The organism is Gemmobacter nanjingensis, from assembly GCF_014652195.1.
Taxonomy (GTDB): domain Bacteria; phylum Pseudomonadota; class Alphaproteobacteria; order Rhodobacterales; family Rhodobacteraceae; genus Gemmobacter; species Gemmobacter caeni.
Map to the genome: position 1 here is coordinate 45924 of NZ_BMYI01000002.1, position 21030 is coordinate 66953.

Annotated in this window: 18 protein-coding genes; 10 read left to right on the top strand and 8 right to left on the bottom strand. The window is 65.1% G+C overall.

Annotation, left to right across the window (positions count from 1 at the left end; translation table 11 throughout):
- Positions 1-14 precede the first annotated feature (14 nt).
- The 6 genes from IE126_RS05250 to IE126_RS05275 all read right to left on the bottom strand — a co-directional run bounded on the left by IE126_RS05250 (position 15) and on the right by IE126_RS05275 (position 6719).
- Positions 15-503 (bottom strand): GNAT family N-acetyltransferase, encoded by a 489-nt coding sequence (locus IE126_RS05250; protein ID WP_189380381.1) that lies wholly within the window; start codon positions 501-503, stop codon positions 15-17.
- Complete coding sequence (locus IE126_RS05255; RefSeq protein ID WP_189380382.1) at positions 500-1111, bottom strand: VOC family protein; 612 nt, start codon at positions 1109-1111, stop codon at positions 500-502. The genes IE126_RS05250 and IE126_RS05255 overlap by 4 nt, the downstream gene beginning before the upstream one ends.
- 2 nt (positions 1112-1113) lie before the next feature.
- On the bottom strand, positions 1114-2661 hold the full coding sequence (locus IE126_RS05260) for a Ppx/GppA family phosphatase (RefSeq protein ID WP_229825265.1): 1548 nt from the start codon (positions 2659-2661) through the stop codon (positions 1114-1116).
- Positions 2662-2733: 72 nt separating this feature from the next.
- Positions 2734-4920, bottom strand: coding sequence for an RNA degradosome polyphosphate kinase (locus tag IE126_RS05265; protein ID WP_108127311.1), 2187 nt, complete (start codon positions 4918-4920; stop codon positions 2734-2736).
- A 54-nt stretch (positions 4921-4974) separates the two neighbouring features.
- Positions 4975-5640, bottom strand: coding sequence for an AAA family ATPase (locus IE126_RS05270; RefSeq protein WP_189380383.1), 666 nt, complete (start codon positions 5638-5640; stop codon positions 4975-4977).
- Complete coding sequence (locus IE126_RS05275) at positions 5637-6719, bottom strand: AI-2E family transporter (protein ID WP_189380384.1); 1083 nt, start codon at positions 6717-6719, stop codon at positions 5637-5639. The genes IE126_RS05270 and IE126_RS05275 overlap by 4 nt, the downstream gene beginning before the upstream one ends.
- Positions 6720-6861: 142 nt before the next feature.
- Between IE126_RS05275 and IE126_RS05280 the strand changes: the two genes are divergently transcribed.
- Positions 6862-7158 carry an alkylphosphonate utilization protein gene (locus tag IE126_RS05280; protein ID WP_054301144.1) on the top strand — a complete coding sequence of 99 codons (297 nt, stop codon included), beginning with the start codon at positions 6862-6864 and terminating at the stop codon, positions 7156-7158.
- 3 nt (positions 7159-7161) lie between these two features.
- Here the strand turns inward: IE126_RS05280 and IE126_RS05285 are convergent, their stop codons facing one another.
- A complete protein-coding gene (locus tag IE126_RS05285; RefSeq protein WP_054301145.1) occupies positions 7162-7974 on the bottom strand; it encodes an NYN domain-containing protein in 813 nt (270 codons plus the stop codon).
- Between the two features lie 163 nt (positions 7975-8137).
- Here IE126_RS05285 and proS point away from each other — a divergent pair, with 163 nt between their 5' ends.
- The 5 genes from proS to IE126_RS05310 all read left to right on the top strand — a co-directional run bounded on the left by proS (position 8138) and on the right by IE126_RS05310 (position 13192).
- On the top strand, positions 8138-9475 hold the full coding sequence (proS, locus tag IE126_RS05290) for a proline--tRNA ligase (RefSeq protein ID WP_189380385.1): 1338 nt from the start codon (positions 8138-8140) through the stop codon (positions 9473-9475).
- Between the two features lie 216 nt (positions 9476-9691).
- Entirely contained in the window at positions 9692-10615 is a 924-nt protein-coding gene (locus IE126_RS05295) for a hypothetical protein (protein ID WP_189380386.1), read from the top strand.
- A 130-nt stretch (positions 10616-10745) separates the two neighbouring features.
- Positions 10746-12032, top strand: a complete 1287-nt coding sequence (locus IE126_RS05300; RefSeq protein ID WP_189380387.1) for a lipoprotein-releasing ABC transporter permease subunit — start codon at positions 10746-10748, stop codon at positions 12030-12032.
- Positions 12025-12699 (top strand): ABC transporter ATP-binding protein, encoded by a 675-nt coding sequence (locus IE126_RS05305; protein WP_054301149.1) that lies wholly within the window; start codon positions 12025-12027, stop codon positions 12697-12699. Before IE126_RS05300 ends, IE126_RS05305 begins: the two co-directional genes overlap by 8 nt.
- Positions 12700-12769: 70 nt before the next feature.
- Entirely contained in the window at positions 12770-13192 is a 423-nt protein-coding gene (locus IE126_RS05310) for a c-type cytochrome (protein WP_108127468.1), read from the top strand.
- A 45-nt stretch (positions 13193-13237) separates the two neighbouring features.
- Here IE126_RS05310 and carB read toward each other — a convergent pair whose 3' ends face one another.
- Entirely contained in the window at positions 13238-16564 is a 3327-nt protein-coding gene (gene carB, locus IE126_RS05315) for a carbamoyl-phosphate synthase large subunit (RefSeq protein ID WP_054301150.1), read from the bottom strand.
- A 205-nt stretch (positions 16565-16769) separates the two neighbouring features.
- Between carB and IE126_RS05320 the strand changes: the two genes are divergently transcribed.
- The 4 genes from IE126_RS05320 to IE126_RS05335 all read left to right on the top strand — a co-directional run bounded on the left by IE126_RS05320 (position 16770) and on the right by IE126_RS05335 (position 21009).
- Positions 16770-17900, top strand: a complete 1131-nt coding sequence (locus IE126_RS05320) for an aminodeoxychorismate synthase component I (RefSeq protein ID WP_189380388.1) — start codon at positions 16770-16772, stop codon at positions 17898-17900.
- Positions 17897-18484 carry an aminotransferase class IV family protein gene (locus IE126_RS05325; protein WP_054301152.1) on the top strand — a complete coding sequence of 196 codons (588 nt, stop codon included), beginning with the start codon at positions 17897-17899 and terminating at the stop codon, positions 18482-18484. Before IE126_RS05320 ends, IE126_RS05325 begins: the two co-directional genes overlap by 4 nt.
- 146 nt (positions 18485-18630) lie before the next feature.
- Positions 18631-20412, top strand: a complete 1782-nt coding sequence (aspS, locus tag IE126_RS05330; RefSeq protein WP_054301153.1) for an aspartate--tRNA ligase — start codon at positions 18631-18633, stop codon at positions 20410-20412.
- A gap of 93 nt (positions 20413-20505) precedes the next feature.
- Positions 20506-21009 carry a DUF1993 family protein gene (locus IE126_RS05335; protein WP_189380389.1) on the top strand — a complete coding sequence of 168 codons (504 nt, stop codon included), beginning with the start codon at positions 20506-20508 and terminating at the stop codon, positions 21007-21009.
- Positions 21010-21030 lie beyond the last annotated feature (21 nt).

Sequence of the window (21030 nt, forward strand, 5' to 3'; positions counted from 1 at the left end):
GAAAACCCAAGCTGTCAGGTCAAGATTTTTTGCATGAGCCACAGATCCCAGTAGCGGCCGAATTTCCAGCCTGCCTCGGACACGGTGCCGACAAGGCGGTAGCCGAGTGCCGCATGGAAATCGCGCCCCGCCGGATTGCCGCTGGAAACGCCTGCCACCATGATATGATGACCGGCGGCGCGGGCGTGATCTTCTACTTCCTGCATCAGGGCGCGACCAAAACCGTGGCCGCGTGCGGTATCCGACAGGATGACGGTATGTTCCATGCTGCGGGCGTAACCGTTGCCGCCCCGGAACTGGCCGTAGGTGGCAAAGCCAACGGGGCGGCCCTCGGCCAGTGCGGTAAAGAAGCCGTGACCGGCGGCGATGCGGGTGGCGTGATACTCGCGCATCGCGGTCTCGGTCTTCTCCTCGGACGAGAAGGTAACGGCTGTGTCGCGGATCAGCGGGTTCCAGAAGGCGCGAATCGGCTCCAGATCGGCAGCGCAGGTCGGGCGGATCATTCCAGCACGCGCAGGCCAGAGGGGGTGTCGAAGCTGGCGCGCATCGCCGGTTCGCCTGGCACGATAACAACGCGCGGGTCGTTGATCAGCGGAGCCAATGCCGCAGTCAGGGCCGGTGCGTCGGGGCTGGCGATTTCAAGCCGGCGCAAGCGAAGGCCGCTGTCGGGCAGGCGTTGCACCGGATGCAGGCTGCCCTGCCATTCGATCAGCGCAGGAAAGGCATTGGTGAAGGGCAGGATGCCGGTTTCCGGCACGGCCATGCGCCAGCGCAGATCGCCGCGCGCCAGTGCGACGGGCGTGCCGGTGCCCGGCGGGCAGGCGGCCAGTGCGGCCTCCAGATCATCGGTGCGGCAGATCCAGTTGGTCAGGCGCGGGCGGCCTGCGAAACGGTCGAGGTCGAACCAGCGCGGGAAGGCGGGCGCCGGTGCAGCGGGGTCGATGGCGATAACCTCGAAATACAGATCCCCCAGCCCGAGCAGCCGGTTATGCGTCGCCATCAGCGGATGCTGCCCCCCACCGGCGAGTGGCACCCCCAGCGCAGCCTCGACATGGGCCACGCCCGCTTCCAGCGTCTCTGTCGCGAGGGCGATGTGATCGAAGGTCAGCATGTTTACGCCAGCGTGATCTTGGGTTTGGCTTTCAGCGCCACCACCAGCGCGTTGAAGCGCGCCTGCGCCACCTCGCCCATCAGGCCGACACCGCGTTCAGTCAGCTTCAGTTCCAGCACCTTCTTGCGCGGCGACCAGTGCAGGCTGCCGGCTTCTTCGGGGCGGTCGGTCGAGAACATGGCGCCAAAGCGCATCGCTTTGCCCAGAACCTCGGCCTCGATGATCTCCTCGTCGGTCAGCAGGCGGAACAGCGGCTCCATCCGGCTGCCGGTACGGCTGTTCTTGTAGCGGTGGAGCAGCGCGAGCCCCAGAAACACCCGGCCCGGATGATCCAGCCCGCCCAGGTTGGCGCGGGTGGCATTGTCGAAACAGGCTTCCGCCCGGTAGTCAGGATGCGCGCGCCATGTGGTGTCATGCAGCAGACAGGCGGCCTTGATCAGGCGCTGCCGTTCGTCGCTGGCTTCGCGGAAGATCGGCAGGATGAAATTGTAAAGCTTCTTGCCGAAGCCGGGGATGCGGGCCTGAGTCGCCTCGGCGGCGCGGGCGGCCTCGATCAGCGGGTCGCGGGCGCGCAGGCGCGCGGGCATCTGTTCATACAGCAGCCCCTCACGGATGCCGTAAGAGGAAATGTCGATCTCCGAGGGCCGGAACACCGTGACCAGTTCGCGCAGAACCTCGCAGGCCAGCGGCAGCAGTTCCATCCGTTCGGCGCTGGTGCCGGTATGGGCGCGCAGCAGATTGAGGTCGGACGCCGCGATCCAGTCCAGCGTGTCGATGACCGAGGCGGGGGTCATGCGATATTCGTGCAGCACGGTCAGCGGGTAGTTGCGGCGTTCCATGTCCAACCGCGCGATGACCCGCCATGATCCGCCGACCAGATAGATCCGTTCGTTCTTGCTGTCCAACTCGCCCTGCATGCGGCGCAGGACTTTCTGGATATGCTCGCGCCGCTTCTTCGGCCCGCCCTCGACCTGTTGCAGGCGGAACGGGCCAAGGGGCGAGGTCATGCGTTTGCCGACCGTGCCGCCACCGATCCGCGCCAGTTCCATCGAGTTGCCGCCGATGTCGCAGACGATCCCCTGGGCGCCGGGCCAGCCCAGAAGCACGCCCTGCGCCGACAGCCGCGCCTCTTCCGACCCGTCGATGACATGGATATGCAGGCCAGTCTCGCGCTCCACCAACTCGCGGAAGGCGGGACCGTCCTCGGCCTCGCGCATGGCGGCGGTGGCCACCACGGTCAGGGGGGCGATCTTCATGCCTTCGGCGAGAAGGGCAAAGCGTTTCAGCGCGGCAAGGGCACGCTTGGCGCCCTCGGGGTTCAGCTTGCCGGTTTCGGCCAGCGCCTTGCCCAGGCCCGCCATCACCTTTTCATTGTAGAAATAGGCGGGGCTGCGGGCGGCCCCGTCAAACACCACCATCCGGACCGAGTTCGATCCGACATCGACCACCCCGACCCGACTGACCGCCCGCGCCGATGGATCGTTGAACAGCGGGCGGTCAAACAGTCGGCCGTCTTCGGCCATGTCGGCGGTTTTGGCGTCTGCTGCCATGGGCGTCCCTTCCTCGGTCTGCGCCAGACCTTGCCGCCAAGGCGGCGGTCAGGTCAAGGCTTGCCACGCCGCTCAGGCGGGCGTTTCGTCGCGGGGCCGGGCCAGCCGCGGCACATCCTTGGCCCCGGCGGTGCCCCGCCCGGACAGAGACGGGTTTTCCATGAAGAATTTGTGACAACTGAACAGGTTATCATCCGCCGTCGTCAGTTGCCGGCTGTAATGGCCATCGCCATGCAGCACCCAGCTTTGCGCCTCATCTGCCAGATTGGCGGCCATGATCTGCCCCATGATCTGATTTTTCACCGTGGGGTTCGTGGTCTCGACCAGCGTCTCGACCCGGCGGCTGAGATTGCGGCCCATCCAGTCGGCCGAGGACAGGAACACCCGCGCCTGTTTCGAGGGCAGGCTGCCGCCATTGCCGAAACAGACGATCCGGCTGTGTTCAAGGAAGCGGCCGACCACCGATTTGACGCGGATGTTTTCCGACAGGCCCTTCACGCCGGGGCGCAGGCCGCAGATGCCGCGCACGACGAGGCTGATCCGCACCCCGGCCTGACTTGCGGCATAAAGCGCGTCGATGACCTCGGGTTCGATCAGGCTGTTGAGCTTGATCCAGATTTCGGCCGGTCGGCCTGCGCTGGCATGTTCGGCCTCGGCGCGGATCATCTCCAGCAGGCGGGGTTTCAGAGTCATCGGGGCGATGGCGATGTTTTCCAGCCCCTGCGGCTGCACATAGCCCGACAGGTAATTGAACACCTTGGTTGCATCACGCCCCAAGGCCGCATCACAGGTGAAGAACGAAAGGTCGGTATAGATCCGGGCGGTGATCGGGTGATAATTGCCGGTGCCGTAATGGGTATAGGTCACCAGATTTTCTCCCTCACGCCGCACGACGGTGCTGATTTTCGCATGGGTTTTCAGATGCATGAATCCGTAGACCACATGCGCGCCCGCGCGCTCCAGACGGCGCGACTGCCGGATGTTCGCCGCCTCGTCGAAGCGGGCTTTCAACTCGACCAGCGCGGTGACCGATTTCCCGGCCTCCGCCGCCTCGCACAGGGCCGACACGATCGGGCTGTCCCAACTGGTGCGGTAAAGCGTCTGCTTGATCGCCAGAACATTGGGATCCCGCGCCGCCTGTTCCAGAAAACGGATCACCATGTCGAAGGTTTCGTAAGGGTGATGCAGCAGCATGTCCTTCTGCCGGATCGCGGCAAACATGTCGCCCTCGTGATCCTGCACCCGTTCCGGCACGCGCGGCGTGAAAGAGGGCCACAGCAGATCGGGGCGCGAGGACAGCACCAGTTCCTTCAGATCGGCCACGCCCAGCAGGCCGCGCACCTCCACCACCTCATCGGGAATGACGTGGAGTTCATCCATGATCAGCGATTTCAGTTCCGGCGGGGCACCGGCGCTGATCTTCATGCGGATCACCTCGCCCCGGCGACGGCGTTTCAGCGCGGTCTCGAAGCTGCGTACCAGATCCTCGGCCTCGTCCTCCACCTCCAGATCACTGTCGCGCAGCACGCGGAAGGCGCAATGGCCGCGGTCGACATAGCCGGGGAACAGCATGTCGAGATGCAGCAGCAGCAGTTCCTCCAGCGGCAGGAATCGGCTTTCGCCCTCGCGCCCCGGCAGCGAAACGAAACGCGCCACCTGTTGCGGGATCGGCAGCAGCGCCTGCAAGGCCCGCCGGTCGGTCGCGCGTTCCAGTTGCAGTGCAAGGCAGAAGCCGGTGTTCGGAATGAAGGGGAAGGGGTGCGCCGGGTCGATAGCCAAGGGCGACAACACCGGAAATACCTTGTGGAGGAAATGATCCTCCAGCAGCTTGTGATCGCGCGCCGTCAGTTTGGAGCGGGTCAGAATCTCGATCCCCGCCGCTTCCATCTCGCGCTTCAGTTTCTTGTAGGTGATCTGCTGCATCTTCATCAGACGCCGCGCATCGTCATTGATCAGCCGCAACTGTTCAGTCGGGGTGCGACCGTCTTCCGACAGGGTGGGGGTGCCGTTGCGCACCATGGCGCGCAGACCGGCCACGCGGACGGTATAGAATTCATCAAGGTTGGTGGCCGAGATCGACAGGAAGCGCAGCCGTTCCAGCAGCGGCACCAGCGGATTTGCCGCTTCCTCCAGCACGCGCCAGTTGAAGGCGAGCCAGCTGAGTTCGCGATTGAAAAAACGGCGCGGGCCAGTGGTTTCGGCCTCGCAAAGCTCGACCGGGGTTTCAAAAGGGGACTTGAGAAAATCTGCCTGTGTCATCTGCTTGCTTTATGTCTTGGCGGGCATGGGGTTACGCCCAATATCGGTGCAGGTTCAGGCGCTGTCCAGCACCTCGGCTGCAAGGGGGCGGCTGATCGGCACGCCGCGCGCCAGTGCCAGTGCGTCCAGATCGGCCACAAGGTTACGCGCTTCGGCCAGACTGCGCCCCATGCGCGCGACGAGCCAGGGGATCAGCGCGGGCGGCACGGCGATCTGGCGGTCGCTGAACTGCTTGACCAGCACTGCAGACAGCAGCGCATCATCGGGCGGCTCGATCCGGGTCAGGGCGGTGCCCTGCATCCGGCTCAGCAGGTCGGGCAGGCGGATGCCCCAGTCGCGCGGTGGGGTTGCGGCGGTCATCAGGAGGGGCAGGCGGCGTTCGGCCAGCCGGTTGTGCAGGTGAAAGAGCGCGGTTTCGGCGCGCGCATCGCCTGCCACTGTTGCGGCATCCTCCAGCACCACGGGGCCGGTGGCGCGGGCGTCCACATCGGTCTGTCCCAGCGCGGCCGCCTCCAGCAGTGTCGCGCCTGCCCGTGCCGCCCAGATATGCGCCAGATGGGTCTTGCCCGATCCGGGAGGGCCGATCAGCAAAAGCTTGTCCAGCGGCCAGCCCCCGGCTTCCAGGGTCGCCAGCGCCATGGCATTGGCGGGCGAGGCAAAGAAATCCTCGCGGCGCAGCGAGGCACGCGCGGGCAGGTCGAAGGCAAGCTGGGCGGTCACGGGGTATTGTCGTCGCGTCGTGCTGTGGGGCCAAGGCCGAGGTAAAGGCGGCTCTGCTTGTACTGGTCTATGGCAAAGCGCGCCAGAACCCCCAGTGCCGCCGCCACCGGCACCGCCACCAGCATCCCGACGAAGCCGAAGACCGAGCCGAAGGCCGACAGCGCGAACAGAAGCCACACCGGATGCAGCCCGACCGAATTGCCCACCAGTTTCGGCGTGATGACATTGCCTTCCAGAAACTGCCCCAGCGCGAAGATCCCGGCGACGATGCCGATCTGCAGCCAGTCGCCCCAGAACTGGAACAGGGCCAGACCCATGGCCAGTGCGCCGCCGATGATGGCGCCGACGTAAGGGATGAAGGTTACGGCCCCGGCAATCGCACCGACGACGATCCCGTAATTCAGCCCCGCCAGCATCAGCGCCACGGCGTAGAAGGTGCCGAGAAGCAGGCAGACCGAGATTTGCCCGCGCACGAAGGCGGCCAGAACCCGGTCGATCTCGCGTGCGAGATGGCGCACGGTCGGGGCATGATCGCGCGGCAGGATCTCATCGACGCGGGCCACCATGCGGTCCCAGTCCAGCAGCATGTAAAAGGCGACCACCGGCACGACGACGATGAAGACCACCGCGTTGATGACCCCCATGGCCGAACCGATCAGCGACTGCGCCAGCTCGCCCCCCTTCGACTGGATCAGCTTGCCGATATTCTCCAGCGTCTGACGCATGGTCGAGGTCTGGTCCTGAAGATCGGGAAAGCGTTCCAGCATGAAAGCTTGCAGCCGCCGGAACATCACCGGCGCCTCGTTCACCAGCGCGGTCAGCTGGTTGAACAGCACGGGTAGCACGGCAAGGAACAGCAACACCGTCAGCAGCAGGGCCGCTATGGAGATAACACCCGTCGCGGCGGCCCGGCTGAGGCCCGCGCGTTCCAGCCGGTCGGCCAGAGGGTCCATGAAATAGGCGATGGCCCCGCCCACGAGGAAGGGCAGGATCACCGCCCCCAGAAACCACAGCACTGCTACGAACAGCAATGCGGCAAGGCCCCAGTATTTCACCTGTTCGCGCACCGGAAGCGACATCGGACCCCGCCAGACTACCTTTCCTCCAGATTGCGCATCGGGGCGCCGGTTTCAAGGGGCGGCCGCGCAAAGCCTGCCTTGGCCTTGTAACGACAGGCAATTTCATGCGAGGGCTGCCCCATGTCCGGCGCAGGAGAGCGGAATGAGTGACGACGACGAATATGTCTATGATGAAGCCAGCGGTGAATGGCGTCCGGCCTCCGAGGTGCGGGCCGAAGCGGCGGTCGTGGTGAAGGATGCGGCGGGCAATGTGCTGGCCGACGGCGATCAGGTGGTTCTGGTGAAAGACCTCAAGGTCAAGGGCGCTGGCACCACCTTGAAACAGGGCACCGTCATCCGCTCGATCCGGCTGACTGACAACCCCGAGGAAATTGACTGCCGCCACGACACGATCAAGGGTCTGGTGCTGCGCACCGAATTCGTGCGCAAGCGCGGCTGAGGATCAGCGCGGCGGCAACAGCTCTGCCACGCCGCCGTGCGAAAACCCGCGCCGCATGGACAGAAACCGCGCGCGGGGATGGTCGCGGTAAAGATCGTTGCTGACGATGGTGGCGCCGGTGGTGAAGGCGCTGTCGATCAGCCATGCGTCGGCGATCTGGCCCTTGGCGGTCATCTCGATGTCGGCGGCGGGGCGGGCGATGCGGCGGGTCAGTTCTTCCACCGACATGCCGCGCCCGAACAGCGTATAGGCGATATTGGCATCGAAGATGACCTTGACCGCGCGCCCTTCCGCCAGCAGCAGGTCGATCACGGATTGCAGCGTGGCAAGCTGCGCCTTGTCCGTCAGGCCCGAGTTCTTTTCCCACATCACAACGTTGGAGCCGTCGACCAGCACTGTTGCCTGCGGGCGTGGCGTGCGGGGCTGTTCGGTGCCATGGCGCGGGCTGGCGGCACAGGCGGTAGCAGACCATTCGACGCGCCCGCCTTTCGGGCGCTGCCGCAACCCGGTCAGCGCGCGCGCCAGCGGAAAGCGCGCCGCCGCCTTCACGGCCAGCGCCCCTTCGGCGGAAACCCCCTTCGGACGGCTGAGCCAGACCTCGCCCAGCGGGGTCAGGGTCAGGTCGGGCAGGCTGGTCTCGGGCGTGATGGCAAGGATGCGGCCACGCAGGGCCAGCGTCTCGGCCTTCTGGCGCAACGCGGCGCGGGCCCTGGGGTCCGGTCGGGGCGCGGCGCGGCGGCCTGGCCAGAGTGCGGCGCCGAGCCCCAGCAGGGTCAGCAGCAACAGGGCCAGCAGGGCTGTATCAAAATAGGTCATCTGAAACGGGCCTTGGCAATTCAGGGTTGCAATATGCCTTGGTCGCACGCCCACATCCTGCGGGCAAGGGGCCTGACCCCGGGGCTTCTGCGGCGCGGAACTTGCCCGCAGGCCGCGAACCCGCTAGGAAAACCGCCGAAAGCTTTTGCCAAGAGGCCACCCCATGCGTCTGTCGCGCTACTTCCTGCCCGTCCTGAAGGAAAACCCCGCCGAGGCGCAGATCGTCTCACACCGCTACATGCTGCGTGCCGGCATGATCAAGCAACAGGCGGCGGGGATTTATTCCTGGCTGCCGATGGGCTTCAAGGTGCTGAAACGCATCGAGCAGATCGTGCATGAGGAACAGATCCGCGCCGGGCACATCCCGCTGCTGATGCCGACGCTGCAACCGGCCGACCTGTGGCGCGAAAGCGGCCGCTATGACGATTACGGTGCCGAGATGCTTCGCATCAAGGACCGCCACGAACGCGACATGCTCTATGGTCCGACCAACGAGGAGATGATCACCGACATCTTCCGCAGCCATGTGAACAGCTACAAGGATCTGCCGCTGACGCTTTACCACATCCAGTGGAAGTTCCGTGACGAGGTGCGCCCGCGCTTCGGTGTGATGCGGGGCCGCGAGTTCCTGATGAAGGACGGCTACAACTTCGACCTCACCAAAGAGGACGCGCTGCACGCCTACAACCGCCACATGGTCAGCTACCTGCGCACCTATGAACGCATGGGCCTGACCGCGATTCCGATGCGCGCCGCCTCCGGCCCGATCGGCGGCGACAATACCCATGAATTCCTCGTTCTGGCCTCCACCGGCGAGTCGGAAGTGTTCTACGACGACCGCGTGACCGCGCTGAAGCTGGGCGACCGCGAGGTCGATTTTGATAACCGGGCCGAGGTTCTGGGTATCTGCGAGGAATTCACCTCGCTTTACGCGCGCACGGATGAAACCCATGACGAGGCAGCGTTCAACGCTGTTCCCGAGGCGCATCGCAAGGTCGGGCGCGGTATCGAGGTCGGGCAGATCTTCTACTTCGGCACCAAATATTCCGAACCGATGGGCGCCACCGTCGTCACCGCCGACGGCAACCGCGTGCCGGTCGAGATGGGCAGCCATGGGATCGGTGTCTCGCGCCTGCTGGGCGCGATCATCGAGGCCAGCCACGATGACAAGGGCATCATCTGGCCGGAAGGCGTGACTCCGTTCCACTGCGGTATCGTGAACCTGAAACAGGGTGACAGCGCCACCGATGCAGCCTGCGAAGGGCTTTACAAGGCGCTCAAGTCCAGGGGCCTCGACCCGCTGTACGATGACCGCGACGAACGCGCGGGGGCCAAATTCGCCACGATGGATCTGATCGGCCTGCCGTGGCGCATCACCGTCGGCCCGCGCGGTCTGGCAAATGGCGTGGTCGAACTGACCTCGCGCCGCACCGGCGAAAGCGAGGAAATGAGCGCCGAAGCCGCTGTGGACCGTATCGCGCAGATCTACGCCGGGATCTGACCGACCGGCAGATGGCAGGACAACGAACCGGCAGGGCCTCCTGCCGGTTTTTCCTTGCCCGGTCCCGTGCGCGGGGGCGGGTCTTGGGGGCGCTGTCAGGTCACAGGGCACTTTCCGCCCCTTGGAGCAACCGTTCCAGCTTGTTTGCAGGCAAGACAGCGGGCAGAACACAAACGGTAATCTCCCCGGGGCGGGGAAGCAGTGCGGGTAGGGGCGATGCTGAAACTGAACCATGCCGAATTGATCGAGAACGAGCGGGCGCGGCCGGCGGACCACCGGAAGGGCCACGACGGGTATCGGCGCAAGATGGCCGCCTTGCGTGACACGTTCTTTGAACAGTTCCTGACCCGCGAGGCCCGTCGGCATCCGTCGAATGACGAGATCATCGCCGCCTTCGGTGATCTGCCCCCTGCCGATCTTGCGGTGCCCTATGACCTGACGCCCGAGGGGCTGGAGCATGTCAGCCGCTGTGTTCAGCGGAAATATGTAATCCATTTCAAGAATATACGGCGTTGCTGGGCGCTGCTGCTGCAACATATGCCCGAACTGATGGCCGAGGGCTGCGCGCCGCGTGAGGTGCTGGAAATGTCCACCGCCCATGGTGCGACGCTGGAAATCCTGCGCCGGAAAGGACACCGGGTCATCGGCAATGATTTTGCCAATTTCGTCGGCGGGGCGGCGCTGGACAGCCGGTATCGGGATTTCAACGGCAGTGATCTGACCTCCGCGCGGGACGATCATGGGCTGCATGACGGCTCGGGCGTGGTGCGCGACTGGCCCTATCGGCCGATCACCGAAAGCCTTGGTCTTGATGTGCGGCTGTTCGATGCGGGCAGCGGACCCTATCCCTTCGCGGACAAGAGCCTCGACAGCGTGATCTGTTTCGACGCGATCGAGCATTATTGCCATCCGCGTGACTGGATGAAGGTGGTGGGCGAGTTCACCCGGATCGCGCGGCGTTCGGTGCTGGTGGTGCCGAATGCGGTGGCGCCGCATGATGCGAAGCGCAAGGACTACATTGAGGCGGTCTATGCCTTCCAGCGCGACATGCGCAACTATTCGGATGACGGCTGGGCCTGCGTTCATGCCGGGGTTCTGCGCAACCAGCTTTCGGTCTTCAAGCTGATGCGGCTGGGCTGAGCGGGATGGTGCCCCCGGGGGCTGCCGCCCCCGGACCCCCGCGAGTATTTGCGCAAGAAGCAGAGGACAACGGTGAAGTGATGCAGGCGGCGCTTGACCTTTGTGGCAAAGGGCGGAACAACCCGGCATCATGAGCACACGCACCCCGCCTTTTGCCCCGTTCGAATGGATGATCGCCTGGCGCTATCTGCGTGCAAGACGCAGCGAGGGCGGCGTCAGCGTGATGACCTGGATCAGCCTGATCGGCATTGCGCTGGCGGTCTTCGCACTGATCGCCACACTGGCGGTGCGGGCCGGGTTCCGGGCGGAATTCGTTGATACGATTCTTGGCGCCAATGCGCATGTGACGGTTTATGTCAGTGCTGAGGTCGATGACAACGGCCGGTCCCTGCGCGGGTTCAGCGATTATGACGCGCGGGCCGAACGGCTGGCGGCCGTGCCGGGGGTGGTGCGGGCGGCGCCGCTGGTCAAGGGGCAGGTCATGGCCACCGCCAATGGCGTGAACATGGGGGCCGAGGTCTTTGGCATCCGGCTGGACGACCTGCGCAGCATTCCGCGTGTCGGTGACGGGGCCGAACACGAGGGGGACATCGCGCGTTTCGACGAGGGCATCGCCATCGGATCAGGCCTTGCGCGCGAACTTGGGGTGGGGATCGGTGACCGGCTGCGGCTGATCTCGCCCGACGGGGTGAAGACCGCCTTCGGCACTTCGCCGCGGGTCAATGCCTATGAGGTGGTCTATATCTTCACCGCCGGGCGCTATGACATCGACCGGACCCGTGTTTACCTGCCCTTCACCGAGGCGCAGGAATATTTCAACCGCGAGGGGCGGGCGGATGAGATCGAGGTCATGGTGGCTGACCCCGATCATATCGAGAAATATGAACTGCCGCTGTTGCAGGCGGGGGGCGAGCGCACGCTGCTCTGGACCTGGCGGGACAGTGCGGGATCCTTCCTGCGCGCGCTGGATATCGAGGACAATGTGATGTTCATAATCCTGTCGATCCTCGTGCTGATCGCGGCGATGAACATCATCTCGGGGCTGATCATGCTGGTGAAGAACAAGGGCCGCGACATCGGCATCCTGCGCACCATGGGGCTGACGGAAGGCGCGATCCTGCGGGTGTTCTTCATCTGCGGCGCCTCGACGGGGCTGGTGGGGACGCTGGCCGGGGTGGTTCTGGGCTGTCTGTTCGCCATCTACATCGACCCGATCTTTTCCTTTGTGAACTATGTTTCGGGCGGCGGGGTCTGGGATCCGGCGGTGCGCGGCATCTATTACCTGCCGGCGCGGTTGCAGGCGGGCGATGTGGCTTCGGCCGTGGCGCTGAGCCTCGGGTTGTCGTTCATCGTCACGATCTTTCCGGCGCGCCGGGCGGCTCGGATGAACCCGGTGGAGGCGCTGCGCTATGAATGAGGTGCTGCGGCTGGAGGCCATTTCCAAGACCTACAACCGGGGCAAACCCTCGGCGGTGACGGTGCTGAACGGGGCGAGCCTCAGCGTGGGGCGGGGCGAGGTCGTGGCGCTGGTGGCGCCTTCGGGAGCAGGGAAGTCGACACTTCTGCATATCGCGGGGCTTCTGGATACGCCGGACGAGGGCCGCGTGGATCTGGCCGGACGCGAGATGACGGGTCTGCCCGATCGGGCGCGCACGGCGGCGCGGCGGGCGGATGTGGGGTTCATCTATCAGTTCCACCACCTGCTGCCGGAATTTACCGCGCTGGAAAATGTGGTGCTGCCGCAGCTTGCCAATGGTGTTGCAGCGCGCGCCGCGCAGGCGCGCGCGATGGATCTGCTGGCCAGCGTCGGCGTCGATCACCGCGCGGGCCACCGCCCGGCCGAGCTTTCGGGCGGCGAGCAGCAGCGCGTCGCCTTCTGTCGCGCGCTGGCCAATGCGCCGAAGCTGTTGCTGGCGGACGAGCCGACCGGAAACCTGGACCCCGGCACCTCGGATCAGGTGTTTGGCGCGCTGATGGCGGTGGTGCGGGCGACGGGCCTGTCGGCGCTGATTGCCACGCATAACATGGAACTCGCCGCGCGGATGGACCGCGTTGTCCGGCTGGAACAGGGGCGCGTCGCCTGAGCGCATGATCTGGCGCTTGCGCCCTGTGGCCGGGCATGGTTTCGTGAGGGAAAATACCTCGGAGACTGCCATGTTCCATCTTACGCCGCTGCGCCTTGCCCTCGGGGGTGCCCTCTTGCCGCTGGCTCTGGCGGCCTGTCTGCCGCTGGCGAAGAAAGTGCCGACCGGGGCCGAGGATTTTGCCACCTATTGCGCGGCTTGCCATGGCGATGCCGGCAAGGGCGACGGGCCGATGGCCGATACGCTGGACAAGCGCCCGGCTGATCTGACCCGTATTTCCGCGAAGAACCGCGGCAAGTTCCCGATGGCGCGGGTGATGAGCAAGATCTGGGGCTATGCCCGCACACCCGATGGTGTGGTCATGCCGCAATTCGCACCCCTGCTGGAAGGCGAGAAGATGGTGCTGTTCGACAGCGGCGACGGTATTGCCACGCCCACGCCGCTGCGGCTGGTACAACTGGGCGAATATGTCCGCGACATGCAGGCCAAATGAAAAACGGCGCCCCTCGGGGCGCCGTTTCCGTCATGGGGCAGGGGATCAGCCCTGAAGCGTGCGGACCCCGTAACCTTCCGCGCGGGCCTTCATCGCGGCGACGGCGGCGATGGATGCGGCGGCGGTGGTGAAATAGGGGATCTTGTCCATCAGCGCGACGCGGCGGATGTCACGGCTGTCGGCGATGGCCTGCGCGCCTTCGGTCGTGTTCATCACCACGGTGATTTCATTGTTCTTCAGGCTGTCCACGATGTTCGGACGGCCTTCGTAGACCTTGTTGACCAAAGTCGCCGCCACGCCCTGCGCCGACAGCCAGCTTGCGGTGCCGCGCGTCGCCACGATCTCGAACCCCATGGCGATCAGGTCGCGCGCGGCTCCGGCCAGCGCTTCGGACTTGTCGGCATCCTTGACGCTGAGGAAAACCCGGCCGCTTTCCGGCAGGTTCATCCCCGCACCCATCTGGGCCTTGAGGAAGGCCAGCGCAAAGGTGCGGTCCCAGCCCATGACCTCGCCGGTGGAGCGCATTTCCGGCCCCAGAAGCGGGTCGACGCCGGGGAAGCGGGCGAAGGGCAGCACGGCTTCCTTGACGCTGAACCACGGCGTGATCGGGTTGGCCAGCGTGTTCGGATCGGCCAGCGGCAGCACCGAATCGGGGCCGACGCCCGCGTCATAAGGGGCGCGTTCGGGGAAGTTCGACAGCGGCTCGCCCGCCATCAGCCGCGCAGCGATGGAGGCAATGGCGCTGTCGGTGGCCTTGGCGACGAAGGGCACGGTGCGGCTGGCGCGGGGGTTGACCTCCAGCACATAGATCACGCCGTCCTTGATGGCGAATTGCACGTTCATCAGGCCGACGACATGCAGCGCGCGCGCCATGAGCACCGTCTGGCGCTTCAGCTCGGCCACGGTGTCATCCGACAGGCTGTGCGGCGGCAGGCAGCAAGCCGAGTCGCCCGAATGGACGCCCGCTTCCTCGATATGTTCCATGATGCCCGCGACATGGACATTCTCGCCATCGCACAGCGCATCGACATCCACCTCGATGGCGCCGGCCAGATAGCTGTCCAGCAGCACCGGGTTGTTGCCCGAGACCTGCACCGCGTCGCGGATGTAGCGTTCCAGTTGTGCGTCGTCGCGGATGATCTCCATCGCGCGGCCGCCCAGCACGAAGGAGGGGCGGATGACCAAGGGGTAACCCACATCCGCGGCCACAGCGAACGCCTCGTCGCGCGAACGGGCGGTGCCGTTCACCGGCTGTTTCAGGCCCAGATCGTTCAGCAGCTTCTGGAACCGCTCACGATCTTCGGCCAGATCAATCGCGTCGGGCGTGGTGCCGAGGATCGGGATGCCTTCCTCATGCAGCGCGTTGGCCAGTTTCAGCGGCGTCTGCCCGCCGAACTGCACGATCACGCCATGCAACGTGCCGTTTTCCTGCTCTACCCGCAGGATTTCAAGCACATGTTCGAGCGTCAGCGGCTCGAAATACAGCCGGTCCGAGGTGTCATAGTCGGTCGAAACCGTTTCCGGGTTGCAGTTGACCATGATGGTTTCATAGCCCTGCGCGGTCAGCGCGAAACAGGCGTGGCAGCAGCAGTAATCGAACTCGATCCCCTGGCCGATCCGGTTTGGGCCACCGCCAAGGATGACCACCTTCTTTGCATTCGACGGGCGGCTTTCGCATTCCACATCGCCCATCGCGGGGGCCTCATAGGTGGAATACATGTAGGGGGTCTGCGCCTCGAATTCGGCGGCGCAGGTGTCGATACGCTTGAACACCGCCTTCACGCCCAGATTGCGGCGCGCGCGGCGGACCTGACCTTCATCGCGGCCGGTGAGCTTGGCCAGACGGGCATCGGTAAAGCCCATCATCTTCAGCCCGCGCAGGCCCTCTTCGGTGACCGGCAGACCCACGGCGCGGATCTGTGCTTCGGTCCCGATGATCTCGCGAATACGGGCGAGGAACCACGGGTCGAAACTGGTCGCCTGCTGGATCTCGTCATCGCTGAGGCCGTGGCGCATGGCCTGAGCGATCACGCGCAGCCGGTCGGGGGTTTGCTGACCCAGCGCCTTGAAGATCGAGGCCTTGTCGGGCGCGCCGGGAATGGCGATCTCGTCAAAGCCGCTGAGGCCGGTCTCAAGGCTCGCCAGCGCTTTTTGCAGGCTTTCGTGGATGGTGCGGCCGATGGCCATGACCTCGCCCACCGATTTCATCGCGGTGGTCAGATGCGGCTCGGACCCCGGGAATTTTTCAAAGGCAAAGCGCGGGATCTTGGTGACGACATAGTCGATCGACGGCTCGAACGAGGCGGGCGTGACCTTGGTGATGTCGTTGTCCAGCTCGTCCAGCGTATAGCCGACCGCCAGCTTCGCCGCGATCTTGGCGATGGGGAAGCCGGTGGCCTTGGACGCCAGCGCCGAAGACCGCGACACCCGCGGGTTCATCTCGATGACGACCATGCGGCCGTCCTTCGGGTTGATCGCCCACTGCACGTTGGACCCGCCGGTTTCCACCCCGATCTCGCGCAGCACGGCGATGGAGCCGTTGCGCATGATCTGATATTCCTTGTCGGTCAGCGTCAGCGCCGGGGCCACGGTGATGGAATCGCCGGTATGCACGCCCATCGGATCAATATTCTCGATGGAGCAGACGATGATGGCGTTGTCCTTGCGGTCGCGCACCACCTCCATCTCGTATTCTTTCCAGCCGAGAAGCGATTCATCGACCAGAACCTGCGCGACGGGGCTGGCTTCCAGACCCGATTTCACGATGGCCTCGTAATCGTCGCGGTTGTAGGCGACGCCGCCACCCGTGCCGCCCAGCGTAAAAGCGGGACGGATGATGGCCGGAAGGCCCACATAATCCAGCGCCTTCATCGCCTCGGCCACACCGGCCGAGATGTCGAACTTGGTCCCGACTTTGGGGGCGGCGATGATGGTTGCCTTCGGGTTCTCCAGCCCCAGCCGGTCCATCGCCTCGCGGAACAGCTTGCGGTCTTCGGCCATTTCGATGGCTTGGCGATTGGCGCCGATCAGCTTGACGTTGAACTTTTCCAGCACGCCCAGATCATCCAGCGCCAGCGTGGTGTTCAGGCCGGTCTGCCCGCCCATGGTCGGCAGGATTGCGTCGGGGCGTTCCTTTTCGATGATCTTGGCCACCACTTCGGGGGTGATCGGCTCGATATAGGTCGCATCCGCCAGCCCCGGATCGGTCATGATCGTTGCGGGGTTGGAGTTCACGAGGATGACGCGATACCCTTCCTCGCGCAGCGCCTTGCAGGCCTGTGCGCCGGAATAGTCGAACTCGCAGGCCTGCCCGATGACGATGGGCCCCGCACCGATGATCATGATCGAGGAGATATCGGTTCTTTTCGGCATGGGGGCCCCCGTGTGTGCTCCGCCGCACCCAAGGGGGCGGGGGAGGGATTCTGAGCATCGCGCAAATTGGCGGGGTTATAGTCGCGTCAGTTCGGGGCGCAAGGGTCTATCTGGCGCAGGGAAGGAACGGCATGTCGGCATCGGGCTGGTCGGCGCGCGGCATGGCTGCTACATCGCGGGAAAGCGGTCGAACGGAGGGCGAGGCATGATCCTGTTGGAACACGGGCCGCAGGGCCGCCCGGCCCTGTTTGATGCCCCGCGCGAGACCATTGTCGTGTGGGAGGCGGACGCGCTGGCACCCGCCCTGGCGCGGCTGGATGCGGCGCGGGCGGCGGGCGGCTGGATCGCGGGCTATCTGTCCTACGAGGCGGGCTATGCGCTGGAGCCGAAGCTGGCGCCCCTGATGCCGGAGAACCGGGATCACCCGCTGCTGGCCTTCGGTGTTTTTGATGCCCCCGCGCCGGGCGGGCCGCTGCTGGAAACCGCACGGTCGGCAGGCGGCGCCACGCTCGCGCCGCTGGTGCCAATGATCAGCCGCGCGGATTACGGCTTGGCCGCCGAAAAGGTGGCGGCCTATATCGGTGCGGGCGATTGCTATCAGATCAATCAGACCTTCCCGATGGAAAGCCGCCTGACCGGCACGCCCCTTGGACTTTACGCGGCGCTGCGGGCGCGGCAGGCGGTGGGGTATGGCGCCTATCTGGACCTTGGCTGCGGCCCGGTCATCGTGTCACGCAGCCCCGAGTTGTTCTTTTCCACCACCGCTGCCGGGCGCATCGAAAGCCGCCCGATGAAAGGCACCGCGCCGCGTGGCGCCGACCCGGAGGAAGATGCCGCGCTGGCGGAAGAACTGTATCGTTCCGAAAAGGGCCGGGCCGAAAATCTGATGATCGTCGATCTGCTGCGCAATGACATCTCGCGCCTTGCCGAGGTCGGCTCGGTCAAGGTGCCCGAACTTTTCGCGGTGGAGGCTTTCGCCACCGTTCATCAGATGTCGTCGCGCGTCGTCGGGCAACTGGTCGAACCACCCGCAATGGCCCGGCTGATGCCCGCTCTGTTCCCCTGCGGCTCGATCACCGGGGCGCCGAAGATCCGCGCGATGGAGATCATCCGCGAGGTCGAGCCCTTCCCGCGCGGGGTCTATTGCGGGGCAATCGGCTGGATGGCGCCGGATGGTGCCTCGGTTTTCAACGTGGCGATCCGCACGCTGTCGGTCTGGCCGGACAATCGCGTGGTGCTGAACGTCGGCGGTGGCGTGGTCTACGATTCCACCACGCAGGGCGAATGGGACGAGGCTCACTGGAAGGCGCGCTATGCCGCGGCGCTGGTCCGATGACGCCGCGCCTCATTGAAACGATGCTGTGGGACGGGGCGTCCTATCCGCGCCTGCCGCTGCATCTGGTGCGGCTGGCAGGCTCTGCCGCAGTGCTGCGCTACAGTTGCGACCTCACGGCGGTGCAGGAGGCGCTGCCCGCCCCCGAGGGCGCGGCCCGTGTCCGGCTGACGCTGGGCCAGGCGGGCGATATCGAGGTGACGGCGGCACCGCTGCCGCCCGCCGCGTCGCACTGGCGGCTGGCGCTTTCGCCGCTCCGGCTCGACAGCGCGGACCCCTGGCTGCGCCACAAGACCACCCGCCGCGCGCTGTATGATGCCAGCCGCGCCGCGCTGCCCGAGGGCGTTGAGGAAGTGATCTTCCTCAACGAACGTGGCGAGGTCTGCGAGGGCACGATCAGCACGCTGTTCTTTGATCGGGGGCAGGGGATGCGGACACCGCCGCTGGCCAGCGGCTGCCTGCCCGGCGTGCTGCGTGCCGAACTCGGCTGCCCGGAAGAGGTGTTGCGCGCAGAAGACCTGCCGCAGGTCCGGCTCTGGGCCGGGAACGCGCTGCGCGGGCTGATCCCCGCGGTCTGGCTGGGGTGAAACACGCAGGGCATCTGCAAGGCACCTTGCAAATGCTTTCGCAAAACCCTTCTGCCCCGGCTTCGCCCGTATCGCGCGGGGTTGACTTGCCCCTTGGCGCGGTGTGTATCGGCGCATCGGATGAAGCCTCGGAAAAGGGGAGCGTGATGCACGCCTATCGCAGCCATACTTGTGCGCAACTCAACAAGGATCATGTCGGTCAGAATGTCCGTCTGGCCGGATGGGTGCATCGGGTGCGGGATCACGGCGGCGTGTTGTTCATCGACCTGCGCGACCATTATGGCGTGACGCAGGTGCTGGCCGACAGCGACAGCCCGGCCTTTGCGGAGATCGAGAAGCTGCGCGCCGAATGGGTGATTTCGCTCGACGGCGTGGTGAAGGCGCGCGACGCGAGCCTTGTGAACCCGAAGCTCGCCACCGGCGAGATCGAGGTCTACATCAAATCCGTCCGCGTGCTGGGCGCGGTGGAGGGCGATCTGCCGCTGCCGGTCTTCGGCGAAACCGACTACCCCGAGGAAACCCGTCTCACCTACCGCTTCCTCGACCTGCGCCGCGAAAAGCTGCATGGCAACATGATGCTGCGCTCGAACGTGGTGCGCTCGATCCGCAACCGGATGTGGGATCAGGGGTTCAACGAATTCCAGACCCCGATCATCACCGCCTCCAGCCCCGAAGGCGCCCGCGACTTCCTGGTGCCGTCGCGCCTGCATCCCGGCAAGTTCTATGCCCTGCCGCAGGCACCGCAGCAGTTCAAGCAGCTGATTATGGTGGCAGGCTTTGATCGTTACTTCCAGATCGCGCCCTGCTTCCGCGATGAAGACCCGCGCGCTGACCGCAGCCCGACCGACTTCTATCAGCTTGATATCGAAATGTCTTTCGTCGAGCAGGAAGACGTGTTCGCCGCCGTGCAGCCGGTCATTCAGGGCCTGTTCGAGGAATTCCGTCCCGATTGCAAAGTGCCCTCCGACTGGCCGCGCATCGCCTACCGCGACAGCATGCTTTGGTATGGCAGCGACAAGCCCGACCTGCGCAACCCGATCAGGATGCAGGTGGTGTCCGACCATTTTAAAGGCTCGGGCTTTGCGGTTTTCGCCAAGCTGCTGGAGAATGAGGGCACCGAAATCCGCGCCATTCCGGCGCCCACCGGCGGCAGCCGCAAATTCTGCGACCGCATGAATGCCTATGCGCAGAAAGAGGGCCTGCCGGGGATGGGCTATATCTTCTGGCGCGAGGGTGAAAATGGCGCGATGGAAGCCGCTGGCCCCCTGGCCAAGAACATCGGGCCGGAGCGGACCGAGGCGATCCGTCAGCAGCTTGGCCTCGGCCTCGGCGATGCGGCCTTCTTCCTTGGCGGCAAGCCGGAACAGTTTGAAGGCTTCGCCGGCCGTGCCCGCAATGAAATCGGGCGCGAGCTGAACCTTGCCGAAACTGACACGTTCCGCTTTGCCTGGATCGTTGACTTCCCGATGTACGAGAAGACCGACGACGGCAAGATCGACTTCAGCCACAACCCCTTCTCCATGCCGCAAGGCGGGATGGAGGCGCTGTCGGGCGATCCGTTGAAGGTGCATGCCTATCAGTATGACCTGGCCTGCAACGGCTATGAACTGATCTCGGGCGGTATCCGCAACCACAAGCCGGAAATCATGTATCGCGCCTTTGAACTGGCGGGCTATCCGAACAGCGAAGTGGACAAGCGGTTTGGCGGTATGGTCAAGGCGTTCAAATATGGCGCGCCGCCGCATGGTGGCTGCGCGATGGGGATCGACCGGGCGGTGATGCTGCTGGCGGATGAAATGAACATCCGCGAGGTCATCATGTTCCCGATGAACCAGCGTGCCGAGGATCTGCTGATGAACGCGCCTTCGGAACCCACCAACGAACAGCTGCGCGAACTGCGCCTGCGCGTGGTGCCGAAAGACGCCTGAGCGGGAGTTGCAAATTCCTTGTGAAGGAATTTGCAAATCTTTTTGCAAAAGATTTGGCCCCGCCCCGGCGGGGTCTTTCAACAAGAGGCTGCCATGACTGCGATGTTCGACGCCTCCGTCCCGGTGTTTCTGCACTACCTCGACCGTCTGGCGGCCATGGTGGAGCGCACTGCCCGGCAGGAGCAGGTGCTTCAGGCCCGGCTTGCCCCCGACATGTTCACCGCCGCGCAACAGGTGGCGACGGCGGCGGGCTTTGCCCTGCGGATTTCCTTTCCGCTGGCCGGGGCTGCGGTGCCGGGGATCGCGGATCACGGGATGGACCGGATCGGCCTCGGCCGTCGTCTTGCGGCGGCAAGCCATGCGCTGCGCGGGCTGGAGCCTGCGGCCTTCGACGGGGCCGAAACCCGGCGCATCCGTCATCGCGCGGGCTTTGCCGAGCTGGATCAGTCCGGCGCAGAGTTCCTGCACCTGTTCGGCATGCCGAATTTCATGTTCCACACAGCCATGGCCTTTGCCGTGCTGCGCCAGCAGGGGCTGGAGATCGGCAAGGCCGATTTTGACGGGCTGCACGACTATCCGCACGGTTTCCGGTTCTGATCCCTCGCGCGGAATTGTGCC

What these genes read in the sequence shown, in the direction of transcription:
- IE126_RS05260 (WP_229825265.1), bottom strand. Translation starts at nt 2,661, where the DNA reads ATGGCAGCAGACGCCAAAACCGCCGACATGGCCGAAGACGGCCGACTG.
- IE126_RS05305 (WP_054301149.1), top strand. Translation starts at nt 12,025, where the DNA reads ATGAATGAGGTGCTGCGGCTGGAGGCCATTTCCAAGACCTACAACCGG.
- IE126_RS05255 (WP_189380382.1), bottom strand. Translation starts at nt 1,111, where the DNA reads ATGCTGACCTTCGATCACATCGCCCTCGCGACAGAGACGCTGGAAGCG.
- IE126_RS05265 (WP_108127311.1), bottom strand. Translation starts at nt 4,920, where the DNA reads ATGACACAGGCAGATTTTCTCAAGTCCCCTTTTGAAACCCCGGTCGAG.
- IE126_RS05300 (WP_189380387.1), top strand. Translation starts at nt 10,746, where the DNA reads ATGAGCACACGCACCCCGCCTTTTGCCCCGTTCGAATGGATGATCGCC.
- IE126_RS05295 (WP_189380386.1), top strand. Translation starts at nt 9,692, where the DNA reads ATGCTGAAACTGAACCATGCCGAATTGATCGAGAACGAGCGGGCGCGG.
- IE126_RS05320 (WP_189380388.1), top strand. Translation starts at nt 16,770, where the DNA reads ATGATCCTGTTGGAACACGGGCCGCAGGGCCGCCCGGCCCTGTTTGAT.
- proS (WP_189380385.1), top strand. Translation starts at nt 8,138, where the DNA reads ATGCGTCTGTCGCGCTACTTCCTGCCCGTCCTGAAGGAAAACCCCGCC.
- IE126_RS05310 (WP_108127468.1), top strand. Translation starts at nt 12,770, where the DNA reads ATGTTCCATCTTACGCCGCTGCGCCTTGCCCTCGGGGGTGCCCTCTTG.
- carB (WP_054301150.1), bottom strand. Translation starts at nt 16,564, where the DNA reads ATGCCGAAAAGAACCGATATCTCCTCGATCATGATCATCGGTGCGGGG.
- IE126_RS05285 (WP_054301145.1), bottom strand. Translation starts at nt 7,974, where the DNA reads ATGACCTATTTTGATACAGCCCTGCTGGCCCTGTTGCTGCTGACCCTG.
- IE126_RS05280 (WP_054301144.1), top strand. Translation starts at nt 6,862, where the DNA reads ATGAGTGACGACGACGAATATGTCTATGATGAAGCCAGCGGTGAATGG.
- IE126_RS05275 (WP_189380384.1), bottom strand. Translation starts at nt 6,719, where the DNA reads ATGTCGCTTCCGGTGCGCGAACAGGTGAAATACTGGGGCCTTGCCGCA.
- IE126_RS05250 (WP_189380381.1), bottom strand. Translation starts at nt 503, where the DNA reads ATGATCCGCCCGACCTGCGCTGCCGATCTGGAGCCGATTCGCGCCTTC.
- aspS (WP_054301153.1), top strand. Translation starts at nt 18,631, where the DNA reads ATGCACGCCTATCGCAGCCATACTTGTGCGCAACTCAACAAGGATCAT.
- IE126_RS05335 (WP_189380389.1), top strand. Translation starts at nt 20,506, where the DNA reads ATGACTGCGATGTTCGACGCCTCCGTCCCGGTGTTTCTGCACTACCTC.
- IE126_RS05325 (WP_054301152.1), top strand. Translation starts at nt 17,897, where the DNA reads ATGACGCCGCGCCTCATTGAAACGATGCTGTGGGACGGGGCGTCCTAT.